General features: G+C 68.8%; 16 protein-coding genes. 15 read left to right on the top strand and 1 reads right to left on the bottom strand.

The window, feature by feature from the left end:
- Positions 1 to 293: 293 nt before the first annotated feature.
- The 5 genes from B5F85_RS08235 to B5F85_RS08215 all read left to right on the top strand — a co-directional run bounded on the left by B5F85_RS08235 (position 294) and on the right by B5F85_RS08215 (position 7,532).
- Positions 294 to 689, top strand: coding sequence for a hypothetical protein (locus B5F85_RS08235; protein ID WP_087316234.1), 396 nt, complete (start codon positions 294 to 296; stop codon positions 687 to 689).
- 779 nt (positions 690 to 1,468) lie between these two features.
- The gene (locus B5F85_RS08230; protein WP_087316232.1) at positions 1,469 to 3,217 is read left to right on the top strand and encodes a site-specific DNA-methyltransferase; all 1,749 of its coding nucleotides are present in this window, start codon (positions 1,469 to 1,471) and stop codon (positions 3,215 to 3,217) included.
- 2 nt (positions 3,218 to 3,219) lie between these two features.
- Positions 3,220 to 5,835, top strand: coding sequence for a DEAD/DEAH box helicase family protein (locus B5F85_RS08225; RefSeq protein ID WP_087316229.1), 2,616 nt, complete (start codon positions 3,220 to 3,222; stop codon positions 5,833 to 5,835).
- A 14-nt stretch (positions 5,836 to 5,849) separates the two neighbouring features.
- Positions 5,850 to 6,701 carry an abortive infection family protein gene (locus B5F85_RS08220; protein WP_204204697.1) on the top strand — a complete coding sequence of 284 codons (852 nt, stop codon included), beginning with the start codon at positions 5,850 to 5,852 and terminating at the stop codon, positions 6,699 to 6,701.
- A gap of 168 nt (positions 6,702 to 6,869) precedes the next feature.
- Positions 6,870 to 7,532, top strand: coding sequence for a hypothetical protein (locus B5F85_RS08215; protein WP_143786159.1), 663 nt, complete (start codon positions 6,870 to 6,872; stop codon positions 7,530 to 7,532).
- A 28-nt stretch (positions 7,533 to 7,560) separates the two neighbouring features.
- Here B5F85_RS08215 and B5F85_RS08210 read toward each other — a convergent pair whose 3' ends face one another.
- On the bottom strand, positions 7,561 to 8,187 hold the full coding sequence (locus B5F85_RS08210; RefSeq protein WP_087316225.1) for an SOS response-associated peptidase family protein: 627 nt from the start codon (positions 8,185 to 8,187) through the stop codon (positions 7,561 to 7,563).
- 145 nt (positions 8,188 to 8,332) lie between these two features.
- Here B5F85_RS08210 and B5F85_RS08205 point away from each other — a divergent pair, with 145 nt between their 5' ends.
- From B5F85_RS08205 to B5F85_RS08165, 10 genes are read left to right on the top strand one after another with little or no spacing between them, the layout of a single operon-like run.
- Entirely contained in the window at positions 8,333 to 8,869 is a 537-nt protein-coding gene (locus B5F85_RS08205; protein WP_087316223.1) for a hypothetical protein, read from the top strand.
- Positions 8,870 to 8,872: 3 nt separating this feature from the next.
- Entirely contained in the window at positions 8,873 to 9,889 is a 1,017-nt protein-coding gene (locus B5F85_RS08200; RefSeq protein ID WP_087316221.1) for a hypothetical protein, read from the top strand.
- Positions 9,889 to 10,275 carry a hypothetical protein gene (locus B5F85_RS08195; protein ID WP_087316219.1) on the top strand — a complete coding sequence of 129 codons (387 nt, stop codon included), beginning with the start codon at positions 9,889 to 9,891 and terminating at the stop codon, positions 10,273 to 10,275. Before B5F85_RS08200 ends, B5F85_RS08195 begins: the two co-directional genes overlap by 1 nt.
- Positions 10,272 to 10,601 (top strand): putative minor capsid protein, encoded by a 330-nt coding sequence (locus tag B5F85_RS08190; protein ID WP_087316217.1) that lies wholly within the window; start codon positions 10,272 to 10,274, stop codon positions 10,599 to 10,601. Before B5F85_RS08195 ends, B5F85_RS08190 begins: the two co-directional genes overlap by 4 nt.
- Positions 10,601 to 11,059: a hypothetical protein gene (locus tag B5F85_RS08185; RefSeq protein ID WP_087316215.1), complete on the top strand. Its 459-nt coding sequence runs from the start codon at positions 10,601 to 10,603 to the stop codon at positions 11,057 to 11,059. Before B5F85_RS08190 ends, B5F85_RS08185 begins: the two co-directional genes overlap by 1 nt.
- Positions 11,043 to 11,228: a hypothetical protein gene (locus tag B5F85_RS10580; protein WP_143786158.1), complete on the top strand. Its 186-nt coding sequence runs from the start codon at positions 11,043 to 11,045 to the stop codon at positions 11,226 to 11,228. Before B5F85_RS08185 ends, B5F85_RS10580 begins: the two co-directional genes overlap by 17 nt.
- Complete coding sequence (locus tag B5F85_RS08180; RefSeq protein WP_239386802.1) at positions 11,225 to 11,941, top strand: distal tail protein Dit; 717 nt, start codon at positions 11,225 to 11,227, stop codon at positions 11,939 to 11,941. The genes B5F85_RS10580 and B5F85_RS08180 overlap by 4 nt, the downstream gene beginning before the upstream one ends.
- Complete coding sequence (locus tag B5F85_RS08175; RefSeq protein ID WP_087316213.1) at positions 11,942 to 13,114, top strand: phage tail spike protein; 1,173 nt, start codon at positions 11,942 to 11,944, stop codon at positions 13,112 to 13,114.
- 1 nt (position 13,115) lies between these two features.
- Entirely contained in the window at positions 13,116 to 14,852 is a 1,737-nt protein-coding gene (locus B5F85_RS08170; RefSeq protein ID WP_087316211.1) for a collagen-like protein, read from the top strand.
- Positions 14,852 to 16,237 (top strand): hypothetical protein, encoded by a 1,386-nt coding sequence (locus tag B5F85_RS08165; protein WP_087316209.1) that lies wholly within the window; start codon positions 14,852 to 14,854, stop codon positions 16,235 to 16,237. Before B5F85_RS08170 ends, B5F85_RS08165 begins: the two co-directional genes overlap by 1 nt.
- Positions 16,238 to 16,269 lie beyond the last annotated feature (32 nt).

Below are 16,269 nucleotides of genomic sequence, written 5' to 3'. Positions count from 1 at the left end.
CGGCCGTGAGGCTGGCTCCCGCGCGCACGACGGCGGCACGGACGCCCCGTGCGCGCGACGCAGCGGCGGCGGTCACGGCGCGCTCGGCCCCTGGTTGGCAGCGGCCGGTGGCGGCGGTGCCGGGCGGGCGGCGAAACAATCGCCCTTCTCGACGTTCTTCTCGCCCTGTACTTGTCGACAATTCTCTATCGTCTGTCGAAAACGAGGCGCAGGTCAGACGTACTGTTGTGAAGCGTCGTCCCTCTCATCATCCCTTGTGGGACAATCGTCTCGGACGAGGAAGGGAGGACGCCGTGGAGGGACGCGACGTCGCGCGGTTCGCGCGCGAGCTCAGGGAGAGGATCGAGGAACGGGGCGCCGCCGCGCTCGATAGGTTCGACTGGGCGGAGCGCTTCTGGGGGCTCGGCTTCAGGATGGACTGCGGGCACTCGTACGAGGAGCGCTACGACATCGCCCTGCACGACGCGCGTGGCCTCAGGCGCGAGCTCTCGCGCATCGACGACGTGCAGACGCTCGGGGACGCGTGCTTCTCGCAGTGCCGCTACATCACCCACTGGGCGATGGGCCCCTGCGACGATCTGGTCGAGTGGCTCGGGGTCGCGCTCGCGAGGCTCGAGGAGCTCGCCGGCGGCGTCGAGCTCGCCTGGGACGACGAGGCGGACGCCTGGCGGAAGGCTGGCGACCGCTGAGGGCGCGGCCGCGACCGGGACCGACGGAGCCGGACCGCGCGCGGCGCGGTTGCCGGAGGCGGCCTCGGCAACGGCCCCGTCGCACTCGGGCACGGGCCTCGCGCCGGGACGCCCGCCGCCGGGCTGGGTGACGACACTGCCGGCAGCGGACGAGCGAGACGGCGCAGCAGCCCGACTGCCGTAGCGGAGTGCGCGCCGCAGCGAGGGGCCGACCCGCCCCGCGCGAAGGTTGACCGACGTCAGGCCGCCCCGGACGCGGAGGCTGTGTATGCGCGCGGTGCGAGCGACAGACGGCGGAGCCCGAAGCATGCGCCCGCCGCGAGGGGCGGACGGCGCAGCCGGCCGGACCGAGCCGGGCGCGATGCGAGGGCGCAGCCGGCTGGAGCGAGCCGCGGCGCAATACACAGCCGGAGCGGGCGGGGCGGCCGTGGGACCGGCCCTCGCGCGTGGGGCGGGGCGGGCCCGAGCCGTGCGCGCAACGGAGCGGAGGCGGGCGGGCTGCGGACAGCCCTCGATGGGCAGCGGACGGCGGTGGCGGCACCCCGGGTGGCGGCGGGCAAAACTCGAGCAGGATTGGGCTGCGTCCAGGTGGTCGCTACGGCAATGGGTTTATCTCGGGTCGTTCGGATCGAGCATGGTGACGTGCCGACGTTCTTCTCGTTCTTCTCGTTCTTCTCGCCTTGCACGGCCCTGACTTTTCAACATGACCGGTCCCTGTGGGATAATGATTGCATTGTGTTATGGACCGTCACGGCGTGTGCCGGATTGGATGTGCGTTAATGCCGACTCTCAACTGGATGGGCAAGGAGAAGGTGGTCAACCACCACCGCGACGTCCCGTATCGCGTGCTCGAGCGCGTGCCCGAGAAGGGAGTGCTTGACAGTCGCGGTTCGGACTGCGGGAACATGGTCATCCACGGCGACAACCTCGAGGCGCTGAAGGCGCTGCTGCCCGAGTACGAGGGCGGAGTCGACTGCATCTACATCGATCCGCCGTACAACACCGGCAACGAGGGGTGGGTCTACAACGACAACGTGAACGACCCGCGCATCAGGAAGTGGCTCGGGCAGGTCGTCGGCAAGGAGGGCGAGGACTTCAGCCGTCACGACAAGTGGCTGTGCATGATGTACCCGAGGCTCCAGCTGCTGCGGAAGCTGCTCGCGCCGACTGGGGCGATCTTCATCAGCATCGACGACACGGAGCTCGCTAACCTGCGGCTCGTGTGCGATGAGGTTTTCGGGGCGTTCTGCTTCGTGGCGAACGTGTCATGGCAGCGAACGTATGCGACGAGAAATGACTCCAAAGGCATCCCCGCCGAGGTCGAACACGTGCTTGTCTACGGTAAACAGCCGGAGTGGCAGCCGGGGAGGCTTCCGCGCACCGCTGAGATGGACTCGAAGTATAAGAACCCCGACAACGACGATATGCCGTGGAGGAGCAGCGACGCCTTCGCGCCGGGAGCAGCCACACACCAAGGCATGGTGTACGCGATACAACACCCATTCACCGGCGAGCTGCTGTACCCGTACAACGGCTCCTGTTGGCGATACCAGCAGGATTTGATGCTCGACTACATGACCGGCTGGTGCCCGTACGTTCTCAGGGACTTGGATGATGCAGAGCGCAGGGCTGAGGTCTGCGGCATCGATGTCTCCGAGGTGCGCGAGGGCGTCAAGGGCATCGTGCTCGCCCAGTCTGTCGAGGAGTCGCGAGCGCTGGCATCCAAGATTTTGAAGACGGGTCCTTGGCCTCGATTCTACTTCACGAGGAATGGCAAAGGTGGCATAGCGAGAAAGACGTATCTTGATAGCGTTGGTGGACGCCTGCCGACCAACTACTGGCCTCATTCAGAGGTCGGCCACACCGATGAGGCCAAGAAGGAGCTCAAGGCAATCTTCGACGGAAGGGTTCCCTTCGACACCCCAAAGCCCACGCGCCTCATAGAGCGGGTGCTGCAGATCACCGCGAAGCCCGACGCCCTCGTGCTCGACTCGTTCGCGGGCTCCGGCACGACGGCCCACGCGGTCATGCGACTCAACGCCGCCGACGGCGGAAACCGTCGCTTCATTCTCGTTGAGATGATGGACTACGCAGATACCGTTACCGCCGAGCGTGTTCGTCGCGTCATCTCGGGTTACGGCGAGGGGAACAATGCTGCCGAGGGCGTCGATTCGGGCTTCTCCTACTACGAGCTCGGCCCCGCGCTCTTCCAGAGCGATGGCGCCCTGAGTCCCGTCGTCAAGCGCGCGGACCTCGCGCGCTATGTGTGGGCGAACGAGACCCGCGCTCCCTACGAGGACCTCACGGACGAGCACCCCTACCTCCTCGGCGAGCACGCGCAGGCGGTCTACTACCTCGCCTGGGAACCCGGGGAGGAGATGACGCTCACCTACGAGCTTCTACGCGAGCTCCCGCGCAAGGGGTCTCCGACCGTCATCTACGCCGACCGTTGCGCCATCGCGCCCGAGCGCCTGGACGAGATGGGCATCGTGTTCAAGCGCGTGCCCGACCAGATAGCGAGGATCTGACCATGGAGCTGAAGCAGTACCAGAGGGACGTCCTCAGGGAGATCGGCCGCTTCGCAAGGACGTACGCGATGACCAGGGACGCGGCGACGGCGTACGGCGTCTTCATGAACGCGATCGGGCTCACGCCCGGGCAGGGCGGCGTCGAGCGCTACCGCGACGACCTCGGCGGCGCTCCGAAGGTGTGCGTGAAGGTCCCCACCGGAGGCGGCAAGACCTTCATCGGCGCGAGCGCCGTGCGCGTGCTGACAGAGGCGCTGCCCTCGGCCGCCAACGTCGTGGTGTGGCTCGTTCCGAGGCGCGAGATCCTCTCGCAGACCATCAAGAACATGAGGAACCCGGAGCACTTCTTGCGCATGGCGCTCGACCGCGACTTCGGCGGGCGCGTGGAGGTGCTCGACAAGGAGGACGGCCTGCGAGGCCGCTCGTTCACCGCCGCGACCGTGGGCGAGCAGCTCACGCTCTTCGTGCTGTCCTACGACTCGTTCAAGAACAAGGACGGGAGGCGCGCCTACGCGGAGAACTCGGCGCTCGCCGGGCTCACGGCCCACCAGCGCGACGCGGGCACGGCGGTCGAGGTGGACGGCGCCGACGACACCGCGCTCATCACCGCGCTCGCGGGCACGAACCCAATCGTGATCGTGGACGAGAGCCACCGCGCGAGGAGCAAGCTCTCGCTCGACATGCTCAAGAACCTCAACCCGCGCTTCGTGCTGGAGCTCACGGCGACGCCGGCCAGGGGCGCGAACGTCATCGCCCAGGCGACGGCGCGCCAGCTCAAGGCCGAGGAGATGGTGAAGCTCCCCGTGGTGGTGTACCGCCGCCCGGACAAGCGGACGACCATCTCCGACGCGGTGGCGCTGCAGAGGAGGCTCGAGGCCATCGCCGAGCGGGACGAGGGGCGCACCGGGCGTTACATACGCCCCATCGTTCTCTTCCAGGCCGAGCGGCGCGGCGCCGAGGGCGCGGAGACCTACGCAAAGCTCAAGGCGAAGCTCGTGGAGGGCGACATCCCCGAGGAGCAGGTAGCCGTGCGCACCGGCGACGTCGACGAGATCGGCGGCGCGGACCTCATGGCACGTGACTGCCCCATCCGCTTCATCATCACCGTGGAGGCGCTCGCCGAGGGCTGGGACTGCCCGTTCGCCTACGTGCTCGCCACCGTCGCCAACAAGAGCTCTCAGGTGAGCGTCGAGCAGGTCGTGGGCCGCGTGCTGAGACAGCCCCACGCGGCGCGCGCGGGGGCGCGCAGCCTCAACATCGCCTACGTGCTCACGGCGTCGGCGGACTTCGACGCGACGCTCACCCAGGTGGTCGACGGCCTCAACGGCGTGGGCTTCTCCCGCGAGGACGTGGAGACCGCCGGGACCGCGCCTGCCCCCGCTCCCCGGCAAGGGCGAGCGGGGCTCCCCGCCTCAGGACTCGCGGCAACCCCGGACGACGCCGAGGGCGACGACCTCGACCTGGACGGACTCGACCTGAGCGCGTCCGACAACGCCGGCGCCGGCACCGAGGCGGCGACCGTTGACGACATCATCGCCGCCTCCGGCGACATCGAGGAGCGCTTCGAGGAGGGGGCGGGCCCGGAAGGGGCCGGCACCCTGCTCGGCGGCCTGGGAGGGGGCTCGAACGTGTACGGCATGCGCACCGAAGCGGCGGGCTCTGCGGCAAGCCTTGCGATCCCACAGTTCATGGTTCGCGTGGACGGCGGCATATTCACCGACGACGAGACCTGGAAGCCGCTCGACCGCGAGGACCTGCTCGCGGACTTCAGGCTGTCCAAGTACGGCATCAACCAGGTGAGCATCAACCCGGCGACGTTCTCCGAGGCGCGCGAGGTCGACCTCGCCGCCGACTCCGACGAGTACCGCATCCGCTGGCTCGAGGACGACGTCAGAAAGAACATGGCGATGCTCTTCGCCAACATGTCCGACGAGGGCAAGCGCGAGAGCCTGAAGGCGCTCGTCCTCAAGGCGATGGCCTCGCAGTTCAAGAACACCTTCGGGAGCGCCCAGCTCACGGGCTACATCGCCCGCGTGGTGGACGACATGGACTCACCCGTCGTGGACGCGTGCCTCCACAGCGTGGGCGGCGTCGCACGCGCCGTCACGGACGCGGTGCGCGAGCTCGCCGACGACTTCTGCGAGGAGCGCTTCGGCAAGCTTCTCTCGCGCGGGGACGTGAGGCTCGCGCCCGAGTACCGCTTCCCCGAGTCGTTCGTGCAGGCGAACCCCATGACCAGCTACGACAAGGGTCTCTACGAAGCGGAGGACGGTCGCGTCGACGGCGTGGAGCGCAGGATGGTTGACCTGCTGGCAAACAGCTCGCGCGTCGTGTGGTGGCACCGCGTGGTGGAGCGCAAGCCCGGCGAGTTCAGCATCAACGGGTTCGTCAACCACTACCCGGACTTCCTCGCCCTGCGCGACGACGGCGTGCTCATGGCCATCGAGACCAAGGGCGAGCACCTGGCAGAAGATGCCAAGCGCAAGCTGAGGCTGGGCACGCGGTGGTCCGACATGGCGGGGGCGGGCTTCGGGTACTTCATGGTGTTCGAGCGCGAGGCGCTGGACGAGGCGAACGCGTTCACGCTGGCGGAGTTCGGGTCGGAGATTTTGGGGTGATTTAAGGAGGGCATTTGGCGATAACACAGTTAGAAAAGGGTATCTTTCTCTCCTTGTTTAACAGGGGCGGATATGTGCTCGACTTCTCCACCAACGATTTCGACAACTTCACCCTCATGAGTGTTGGGGTTGCTCTCTGCGAGCGTTACCAATTGTCCAAAGGGAAATCCCTCACTGCATACCTTGACGATTGCGCAGACGGTGACGCACTCAAGCTATTGAACGATTTACTAGAGTATTACGAGCTTCACTATGAAGATGAGTACGTTAAGCCCGACGTGAGCGAAAAGCGCCCATACAGCCACATCCGCTACTCTGCGGAGTATGCCCGCTACTATCGCAAGGCACGTGCCGTCATTGATCGCGAGATTGCGGAACACAATCCGTTCGAGGGTGCCTCCGAGTATCTCAAGGAACAGTTCTCCTCCGAGTACATGACCGCGCAGATCAACTCGCTTATGGAGCTACGCACCACGAATCCGACAGACGCCATCGGGAAGGCTAAGGAACTCGTGGAGAGCTGCTGCAGGACCATCCTCAAGGAGACTGGCGTCAAGGTGCCCAGCAGCTGGGGAATGAACGAGCTGATTAAGGAGACAAAGAGGAGGCTCGACATCGATACGGAGAGCGTTTCCAGCGATCTCCCTGAGGCTCAAACGGTCAAGAAAATCCTAGGAAGCCTCACCGGCCTCGTCGGGGGGATCGCCGAGTACCGGAACAGCTGGGGTTCCGGACATGGAAAGGCGGCTGACTTCGAGCCCCTGTTCGTGCGCCATGCCAAGCTCGCAGTTGGTTCGAGCGTCACTCTCGTTGAGTATCTCTGGGACACGTACCTTTGGAGAAAAGAGAAGGGGCATCTGAGATAGACAGGGTCCTGATAGGCGATAGACCAGCACGGGAGGATGATTTTGGAAGGGCTTACGAATAGTCAGGAATCTGCGCTTGCTCGAATCTGGATGGCACAACGCTCTCTCCCTGACGACTTTACCGAATGGGGCATAACGGACGATCTTCTCGTTCTCCGCGACTGCGGCATGATCGACATGCAGACTGATTGGGGACAAACGCTTGCCTTTGTGCGGTGCCTCCTACCTTTGGGACGCGATCACTACACAAAGGCCCGCAAGGCTCGAAAGCGCTGTGCGAACCTGCGGGACTCTGCCGATGAGCTCATAGGACGGCTGTGCGCTGACTGCGACAAGGACGGCAGCGATGTCCCTCCGAAGTATTACGAAGACCGCCTTGATGACTATCGGGCCCTAAGCCGTGCGGGGTTGCTAGATGTCATGTGGGCAGACAACAGGCCCTACCACGTTCGGATTACTGACAAAGGATTTGAATACGTTGAGGGCGATTTCATGATGGAGGCTACCGTGAATATCGAAAACAACTTCACCAACAACAACGTAATTAACGGGGGAAGCGCGAGCGCGAATGCTGAGGCGTCTGCCGAAGCAAGCAGCGCCGTTACACTGGGAATGACGATTCAGGCGCTTCTCGACACAGAACTCGAAGCCGAGGTAAAGGAAAAGGCAGAAGCCTCTCTCAAGGAGCTGGATGCTGCCGCGCGGAACAAGGACAAGTCAGGCTTCGCGGAGAAGCTTGAGCGAGCTGCGAGTATCGCAAAGAGCACTTCTGTTCTTGCCGGGATTATGCTCCCATTTTTCAAGACCGCAATCCAGCAGCTCCTCGGATAGACGCGGCGAGGCGAGAGGTACGCAAAAGTCAAACCTGCCTACCCCCGTCCTCTACGATTAGCCCGATACGACTACGGTTTGCGAGTGCGGCAAAGCTCGATCCCAGCCACACGCTCGGCTCACCGGGGCCGAGGACAAGGGGCATGCGGTCGTGAACCGGCGCGACGCTGGCGTTGGGCGCGGTGGTGACGACGGAGAAGAGGCCGTCCTGCTGGACGGCGGCGAGCAGGAACGCTCGGGCGCCGGGGAGGCGGAAGCGGTACTGGCGCTTTACGGGCTTTCCGGTGCGCTCGCTGACAGCCTTCTCGGTAGCATGGCTCTCGTAGAACGCCCGCACGGGCACGAGGCAGCGGCCCTCCGCTATTGCCTTTGCCCACATGCCGCGCCTGCCCAGGCGCAGCTGCTCGAGGGCGGACTCTATCCGCGTGTTGAAGACGGCATGGGGCCTGCCGTCGAGCGGGAAACCCCACTCGAGCGTGGCCACGCGGAGGCCGCCCGCGCCGTCCGGCACGAAGAGCGGGACCTGCGAGCCGGGACGCGCGTCGTGGAGGGGGTCGGGCGCCTCTATGTAGCGAATGGCGTGGCGGCCCGTCCCGCGCGCGCCGAGCGCGGCCTGGGCCTCCTCGGCCGTGAGCGGGCAGAACCTCACGCACATGGTCGCGCCTCCCTACGTCATTCCAGCTTGCCCCGTTGCACCCATTATCCCCGGCAGAACCCCTTTGTGACAGCCCCGTAGCCTGTACCCATCGTTTGGGTGCGGGCTCTTTCTCTGCCCGCCTGGATGGAAAGGCAGGGCCCCTATGGGTGGCGAGGACGATGGCAAGGCCGCGCAGGTGCAGGTCGCGGGTGAGCCGCAGGCGCAGGGCGACCAGGCGGCGCAGGCGGCGGTGACGGCAGGGCTCCGGGGCGCGGACGCCGGCGGCGGCGACGACGCTGCCGCTAAGGCGCGCAAGGACTACGAGGCTGCGCTCGCCGAGCGCGACGCGCGCATCGCTGAGCTCGAGGGCGAGATCGCCGAGGCGGCCAGGACCGCAGAGGGCGCGGAGGCCCTGCGCAAGGAGATGGAAGAGCTGCGACGGCGCGGCGACGAGGAGCGTGTGGGCTTCGAGCTGCAGATCGCTGGGGCAAGGAACGTCAAGGCTGCTCGCGCGCTGCTCCCCGACTACGACAACGACATAGACAAGCTGAGGGCTGCGGAGCCATGGCTGTTCGGGGCGGGTGCCGGCGTGCTTGAGGGCGCGACGGGGCTGCCGAACGCGGGCGCGGCGACGGACGAGGGGGCGCAGCTCAAGCGCTGGCGGAAGATCGCCGGCATCGAGGACGAGAAGGAGGAATAGGCCATGCCGAACTCTATCGCATACACCAAGAACTACACGAGCATCCTGGACGAGGTGTACAAGCGCGCGGCGTGCTCGACGTGCCTGAACTCGCCGCGCCGCATGGCGCGCGCGGGGCGCAACGCAAAGGAGATCATGGTCCCGAAGATTGAGGTGTCCGGCCTGGGCGACTACACGCGCAACGTGGGCTACAAGACCGGCAGCATCACCTACGAGTTCGAGACCAAGACGTTCAACTACGACCGGGGCATCAGGCTGCTCGCCGACGTGATGGACGTCGAGGAGGCGGGAGTCCTCGACTGCTTTGTGGCAGCCGGTAGCGAGCTCCAGCGCACGCAGGTGGCGCCCGAGGCCGACGCGTTCACGTTCGCGGAGATCGCGGGGCACGAGGGCGTGGCGCCCGCCGTCGAGGATTTCTCGGACGCCGACGCCGAGGACGTGCTGGCGTCGCTCCGCGCGGCGACGAACGCGATGGACGAGGCGGAGGTGACGACCGGCAGTCGCATCCTGTTCATCACGCCGACGCTCAAGGGCGTGCTGGACGACTTCTCGCTCGCGAACCCGGCGCGCAGCAACCGCGTGCTCGAGCGCTTCTCTCGCATCGTGGAGGTGCCGCAGACGCGGTTCTTCTCGGCCATCACGCTGAACTCCGGCGAGGAGGACCAGTTCGGGTACTCGTGCGCCGAGGGCAGCTACGTCAAGACGACGGACAGCTCGGTCACGCCGGGGAAGACGTACTACACCGAGAGCGGCGGGGTGTACTCCAAGGTATCCTCGCCGAGTGCGGGGAGCCTCACCAACTACTACGAGCTCGTGGGGGCGGGCGCGCCGATCAACTACATGGTGGTGGAGCGCTCGGCCGTGATCAAGTTCGACAAGCACGTGGCGAGCCGCGTGTTCAGCCCGGACGAGCTGGAGAACCTGGACAGCTACATGATGAAGTACCGCAAGTACGGCATCGTGGAGCTCCTGGACAACAAGCTGGACGGCGTGCACGTCTCCTGCGCGCCGCTGGCCTAGTGGACGGGGCGACGGGCGCGGCGGGCTGCGGCCCCGCGCCCGTCTCCTTCGGCTTCTACCTCGACGGGTACGGCGGGGCGCTCGCCGCCGAGGCGTTCGCGGAGGCGCTGCCGGCGGCGGTGCGGTGCGTGGGTGCGCTCACGGGGGCGCGCGAGGTGCGCGATGAGTGGGATGGGGGCGCCGCCGACGCCTGGCGGCGCGCGGTGTGCGCGGCCGCGGACGCCTTCGCCGAGTACGGCGAGGGGCGCGTGGGCGGCTTCTCCATCGGGTCCTTCTCGGTGACCAACTATCGCGACGACGGGACGACCGGCTCGGAGGTGGCGCGGGGGGCCGCGCTCGCGGAGCTCGCGGGCACGGGCCTCTGCTTCTCGGGGGTGCGCCGATGAGGTACCTGAGGCCGATACCCAGGAGGCTGCTGCCCGACGACATGCTGGTGTTCCTGCCCGCGGAGGGCGGCGGGCGCGGCGAGAGCCGCCTCGTGCGCCACGTGAGGTTCGAGCGCACGGAGGGTGTCGTCTCCGACGCGCACCGCTCGGCCGACGCGGGGCACGGGACGGTGTTCGTGGACGCGGTGAACTCCGAGGGCGCCCTCGAGGTGCCGGCGGGCGCGCGCGTGCTCATCGGCGCGGGGCCGTCGATGCTCGTGCGGGCCTGCAGGAGGTGCTGCGTGGTGCGCGGCCAGGTGCACCACTGGGAGCTGGAGGTGGGCTGATGGCATGCTCCGAGCCCCTCGGCGCGTACGTGCCGACCGACTGGGACGCCGAGGGCGGCGGGGTCGCCGGCGCCGTGGCCGCGCTGCTCCGTGCGCTGGGCTACGGCAACGCGTTCTGCTCGCCGCCGCCGGCGCGCCTCTGCTGCGAGCCGATCGTGCTGACGCAGGGCGCCTGGCAGCGCGAGGCGCGGCTCGCGGACGGCGCGGAGCGCGGGCGGGTGCCCGTGGGCGTGCTCGTGTGCTGCGAGGACCCGCGCGACGCGGAGGCGACCTGCCGCGCGGTGGAGCGCGACCTGCGCCGGGACTCCTGGACGGGCTCCGGCGAGGGCTGGAGGTGCAGGGTGGCGGCCGTGGACTCCGGGGGCTCGGCGCCGAGGGGCCGCGACGGCTCCGGGCGCTGGCTCTGGGGGTTCACGCTGATTCTGACGGTGGTGATCGACTTTGGCGGACAGGGTTAGGGCCGGTCGCGGCGTGGACGACCGCGACGTGGTGCGCAGGAGCAGCCCGCTGCAGAGGGCGGCGCAGGGCGCGCGCGAGCAGCGTGCGGGCTCGGCGGAGACCGACCGCATGGGGCGCGAACAGCAGCGCCGCGCGACGGCCTACGGGCGGGCGCGGGGGCGGCTGTGAGCTCCATCGTGTACAACGGGCACGACCTCTCGGGGTACGTGACGGCCGAGCTGGTGGAGCCGGCGGGGCACGCTCTGGAGCCGAGGGCGCTCGCGGTGCCGGGGCGGCCTGGCGCGGCGCTCTTGGGGTGCGAGCTGCCGCCGAGGGTGCTGCGGGTGCGGCTCTTCCTGGACGCGGGGATCTCCCTGACGGCTGACGAGCGCTCCGAGATCAGGCACGAACTGTACGGGTGGCTCGTGGCGCCCTCGGGCGCCGAGCTCGAGCTGCCTGGCGAGCCGGGGCTCTCGTGGCGGGACGCCGTGGTGACGGACGCCTCCGACTGGGACTCGCTCTTCGAGGACGGCAGCTGCGAGCTGGCGTTCACGTGCTTCGACCCGGTGGCGTACGGGGAGGGGAAGTCGAGCGCGGCGGGCACAATGACGGTCGGCGGCACGTGGGCGACGTGGCCGGTGGTGACGCTGACGGCGCTGGCGGGCTCCTCCGTGAAGGTGGCGGACGGGCTTGGGCGCTACGTGCTCGTGGAGCGGCAGTTCTCCGCAGGCGACGTGGTGGTAATGGACTTCGCATCCGAGGCCGTCACCGTTGACGGCGTGGACGCGGCGTCAGGCGTCGCGGTAGAGAGCACGTTCTTCTCGCTCGAACCCGGCTCCCACGCCCTGGCCTTCTCCGGGTGCTCGGCGCACACCGTCGAGTGGGTGGAGAGGTGGCTCTAGATGGTGCCGACGCTCTACCTCTTCGACCGCTTCGACGAGCGGCTGGGGATCCTGCCCGCCGTTGGCGCGGTGACGCACGCAGAGGAGATCGGCGGCGAGGACACGATCGAGTTCGACTGCCTGGCCGCGCCCGAGAAGGGCGAGCGGCTGCTGTGGCGCGACCCGGCCGACGGCGTCTGGCACGAGCATGTGGTGGTGCGCACCGACGAGCCGATGGGCGAGCCGGCGCACGTCTACGCGGAGTCGTCGCTCTGCGAGCTGCTGGGCGACTTCGTCGAGGAGATACAGCTCGTGAGCAAGACGGCCGCGCAGGCGCTCTCCTCGGTGCTCGGGGTCACGCGCTGGACCGCGGGAGATGTGGGCGTCGGCGACGCGACGCGCGGCTGCCTGCTCTACCACGTGAACGCCCTCGCGGCGCTGCGGCGCGTCGAGGAGGTCTGGGGCGGCGAGGCCGAAGCCGTCATCGCCGTCTCGGGCGGGCGCGTGAGCTCGCGGACGGTGAACCTGCCCGCGCGGCGGGGCGCATGGCGCGGGGCGCGCTTCTCCTATGGCAAGACGCTCGCGGCGTGCACGCGCACGGTGCTCGAGGACGAGGTGTTCACGGCGCTCTACGGCTACGGGAAGGGCCTGCCGGTCTACGACGAGCAGGGCGTGGCGACGGGAGGCTTCACGCGGCGGCTGACCTTCGGTTCCGTGAACGGCGGCGCGAACTGGGTCGGAGACGAGGCCGCGCGCCTGGTGTGGGGCAGGCCGGATGGCGCGGGCGGGAAGGCACACCGGTTCGGGCACGCGGTGTTCCCGGACTGCGAGGACGCAACGGAGCTGAAGGCGCTGACGCTGGCGGCGCTCGCGGCGGCGTGCGAGCCGCGCGTCTCCTACGAGGTGGATGTCGCGGCCGTGGACGGCGGCGCGGGCGTGCGCCTGGGCGACGACGTGGCGGTCATCGACTCGTCGAGAACCCCCGAGTGGCACCTGCGCGCCCGCTGCGTGCGGCGCGTGCGCGAGCTCGGCGAGGGCGCGCCCTCGGTGCGGCTCACGCTGGGCACGGTCGAGCGCACGGCGTGGGCGGCCTCGGCCGACGTTGCCGCGCGCGTGACGGCGGTCGAGGAGACGGCGGCGACCGCGTCGGACACGGTCGCCTCCTACGAGGACCTGGGGAGCGAGGAGTTCTGACATGAGTGACGAGAGCACGTTCCCGCTGGACGGCGACGGGCTGCGCGAGGTCGTCTGGGACGAGTGCGACGCGCCCTTCGCGGGGCCGTTCGTCGCCTCTCCCGCGGACGCGGTGGGGCGCGGCATCGCGCTCGCGGTGACGCGCGGCGGCGAGGCGGTGGACCTGACCGGGGCCTCGCTCTACCTGCTGTGGCGCCACCGCGAGCTGCGCGTGCGCGGATGCGAGCCCCTCGAGGAGGTCGACGCCGAGGCGGGAAAGTTCAGGGTCTACTGGCCCGCCGCGATGGCATGCGCCGAGGGGACCGTCGACGCGCAGGTCATGGTCTCCTGGGACGAGCGTGCGCTGTCGTCGCTCTCCTTCACGGTGCTGGTGGGGCCAGCGCTCGTCGGCGGCGAGGGAGGGGGCTCCGACGGCTACTCGATGTTCCTCGACGCCATACAGAAGTACGAGAACGCCGACGCCCTCATCTCCGAGGCCGTGGCCAGGGCACAGGAGGCCGTGGCGACCGCGCAGGGCGCGGTGGCCACGGCGGGGCAGGCCGTCGAGGCGGCGCAGGGAGCCTCCGGCGCGGTCGCGGCCGCCAACGCGGCCGCCGCTGCCGCGACGCAGGCAAAGGACGGGCTGCTGGAGGCGGCCGAGCGCGGCGACTTCGACGGCGCCGACGGCCTCCCTGGCGCCGACGGCGAGGACGGGGCGCCGGGAGCGGACGGGCAGGACGGCGCCGACGGCGTGAGCCCCACGGCCAAGGTGGAGCAGACCGAGACGGGCGCGGTGGTGACGGTCACGGACGCGACGGGCACCACCACGGCGACGCTCGCGCACGGCCCCAAGGGAGACAAGGGCGACGACGGGGAGAGGGGCGAAAAGGGGGACCCCTTCGAGTACGCCGACTTCACCGCCGAGCAGCTGGAGGCGCTCCGAGGCCCCAAGGGCGACAAGATGACGCTCGACGACCTCACCGAGGAGGAGATCGAATCCCTGCGCGGAGAGAAGGGTGAAAAGGGTGACCCGTTCACCTACGGGGACTTCACGCCCGAACAGCTTGCCGCGCTGCAGGGGCCACAGGGCGTCCAGGGGCCTCCGGGCGAGGACGGCGCCGACGGCCAGGACGGAGAGAAGGGCGACAAGGGGGATCCCTTCCTCTACTCCGACTTCACCGCCGAGCAGCTGGAGGCGCTGCGCGGGCCGCAGGGCGTGCAGGGCCCTCCCGGCACCGACGGAGCCGACGGGGCGCCGGGGGCGGACGGCGCGGACGGCGTGGGCTGTACGCACTCGTGGAGCGGCACGGTGCTCACCGTGACGAGCGCGAGCGGCACGAGCTCGGCCGACCTGCGCGGCCCCAAGGGCGACGCCTTTACCTACGCGGACTTCACCACCGAGCAGCTCGAGGGGCTGCGCGGCGAGGACGGGGCCGACGGCCAGGACGGTGCACCGGGGGCGGACGGCCAGGACGGGGCCGACGCCGAGATCACGGGCGCGACCGCCACGGTGGACTCGTCCACGGGCACGCCGTCCGTGACCGTGACGCTCGGCGGCACGCCGGGGGCGCGCACGTTTGCGTTCGCCTTCTCCGGCCTCAAGGGCGAGGCGGGAGAGCAGGGGCCGCAAGGCGCGCCCGGGCAGGACGGCTCCGACGGCGCGCCGGGTACGACGCCCGACCTCTCGGCCTATGCGACGAAGCAGTACGTCGACCAGGCGATCGCCGACCTTGACGACCTGAGCGGGGTGGAGTTTTGATGGCCGTTGGGACGATAGACAAGGGCGTGCTCACCGACATCGCCAACGCCATCCGCGTTCAGAACGGCGGCACCGACACCTATCTGCCCTCCGAGATGGCGGCGGCGGTGCTGGCGCTCGACGGGACCCAGGCGGGGACTCCCTACCAGGCGGTGGCGGCGACGGGCACGGGCGTGATCTCGGATGCCGTCTTCGACGGCATCGCCGACGCGATCCGCGCGCAGAACGGCCTTGCCGATACGTACAAGCCGAGCGAGATGGCGCCGGCGATCCTCGCGCTCTCCTGGGACACCGGCGTCAAGATCCGCGCGCTGCTGCTCTCGGACGGGACGCTCGAGTTCAACTACCGCGACGGGCGGTCCTCGTCGGTGCCCGGCGCGGTCATCCTCAAGGCATGGGAGGTCGACCCGGAGGGCTACTCTTCGGCGGGCTCGAGGCCCTGGGACGACGACAAGCTCTCCGTCACGCGGGCGGTCATCGACGAGGACATGGAGGGCAGCGCCCTCGCCAGCGCCGCCTACCTCTTCCACGGCTGCGAGAACCTCGTGGAGGTCGAGGGGTTCGGCCACCTCGTCACGCCGACCAACATGAACCAGATGTTCGTGAGCTGCGCCTCGCTCGAGACGATATGGGCGGACAGCTTCTACGGGTCCGTCGAGAGCGGGACGCTCATGTTCAGCGGGTGCCGGCGCCTCGTCGGGGAGAGGGGGTACGTCCCGGAGCAGTCGGACGACCACCTGAACCTGCACTTCGAGTCGACCGGCGTGCTGACCCACCCCGATGGGTCGGAGGACGAGCGCGAGTGGTTCCGCTGCTTCCTCTATGCGGACGGCGAGCTCGTGCTGACGGCGGCGACCGCGCCCGAGGCGGGGCGGGAGCTGGTCTCGTCGGGGCGCCTGTGCGCGAACGCCCGGTACAACTCGGTGGGCTACCAGCCCTGGTACGACCACCGCAACGACGTGGAGGCGGTGGAGATCGCCGCCGACATGGCGACCTACGACCACGTGAACACGAACTACTGGTTCTACGGGCACCAGGCGATCACCGACGTGACGGGGATGGGGAACCTCCACGGCGTGCGCGAGATGCAGCACACCTTCAACAGCTGCACGGGGCTCACGGAGATCGACCTCTCCGGGCTCGACCCGTCCTCGCTCGAGGACCTCGCCTACACCTTCGGCGGGTGCGGCTCGCTCGTGACGATCTGGGCGGACGCCGACTGGGCGCTGCCCGCCTCCGGCGTCTCCGGCTTCCAGACGTTCTACCAGTGCACGTCCCTCGTGGGCGGCGCGGGAACGACCTACGCGGGCTCGCGCGCGGGCTACCAGTACATGAGGATCGACGGCGTGGGCGGCGCGGGGTACCTCACCGCGAAGAGCTCTTGACAGGCACCCCTCCGGCGCGTGCGGCGCCTGCG

The organism is Olsenella sp. An293, assembly GCF_002159495.1.
In the GTDB taxonomy this organism is placed as follows: Bacteria; Actinomycetota; Coriobacteriia; order Coriobacteriales; family Atopobiaceae; genus Thermophilibacter.
The sequence above is the reverse complement of the archived record's forward strand: the minus strand, read 5'-3'. Positions and strand labels throughout refer to the sequence as shown.

Coding starts and splice junctions, on each gene's coding strand:
- B5F85_RS08230 (WP_087316232.1), top strand. CDS start 1,469: ATGCCGACTCTCAACTGGATGGGCAAGGAGAAGGTGGTCAACCACCAC.
- B5F85_RS08225 (WP_087316229.1), top strand. CDS start 3,220: ATGGAGCTGAAGCAGTACCAGAGGGACGTCCTCAGGGAGATCGGCCGC.
- B5F85_RS08215 (WP_143786159.1), top strand. CDS start 6,870: ATGATCGACATGCAGACTGATTGGGGACAAACGCTTGCCTTTGTGCGG.
- B5F85_RS08210 (WP_087316225.1), bottom strand. CDS start 8,187: ATGTGCGTGAGGTTCTGCCCGCTCACGGCCGAGGAGGCCCAGGCCGCG.
- B5F85_RS08205 (WP_087316223.1), top strand. CDS start 8,333: ATGGGTGGCGAGGACGATGGCAAGGCCGCGCAGGTGCAGGTCGCGGGT.
- B5F85_RS08200 (WP_087316221.1), top strand. CDS start 8,873: ATGCCGAACTCTATCGCATACACCAAGAACTACACGAGCATCCTGGAC.
- B5F85_RS08190 (WP_087316217.1), top strand. CDS start 10,272: ATGAGGTACCTGAGGCCGATACCCAGGAGGCTGCTGCCCGACGACATG.
- B5F85_RS08185 (WP_087316215.1), top strand. CDS start 10,601: ATGGCATGCTCCGAGCCCCTCGGCGCGTACGTGCCGACCGACTGGGAC.
- B5F85_RS08175 (WP_087316213.1), top strand. CDS start 11,942: ATGGTGCCGACGCTCTACCTCTTCGACCGCTTCGACGAGCGGCTGGGG.
- B5F85_RS08170 (WP_087316211.1), top strand. CDS start 13,116: ATGAGTGACGAGAGCACGTTCCCGCTGGACGGCGACGGGCTGCGCGAG.
- B5F85_RS08165 (WP_087316209.1), top strand. CDS start 14,852: ATGGCCGTTGGGACGATAGACAAGGGCGTGCTCACCGACATCGCCAAC.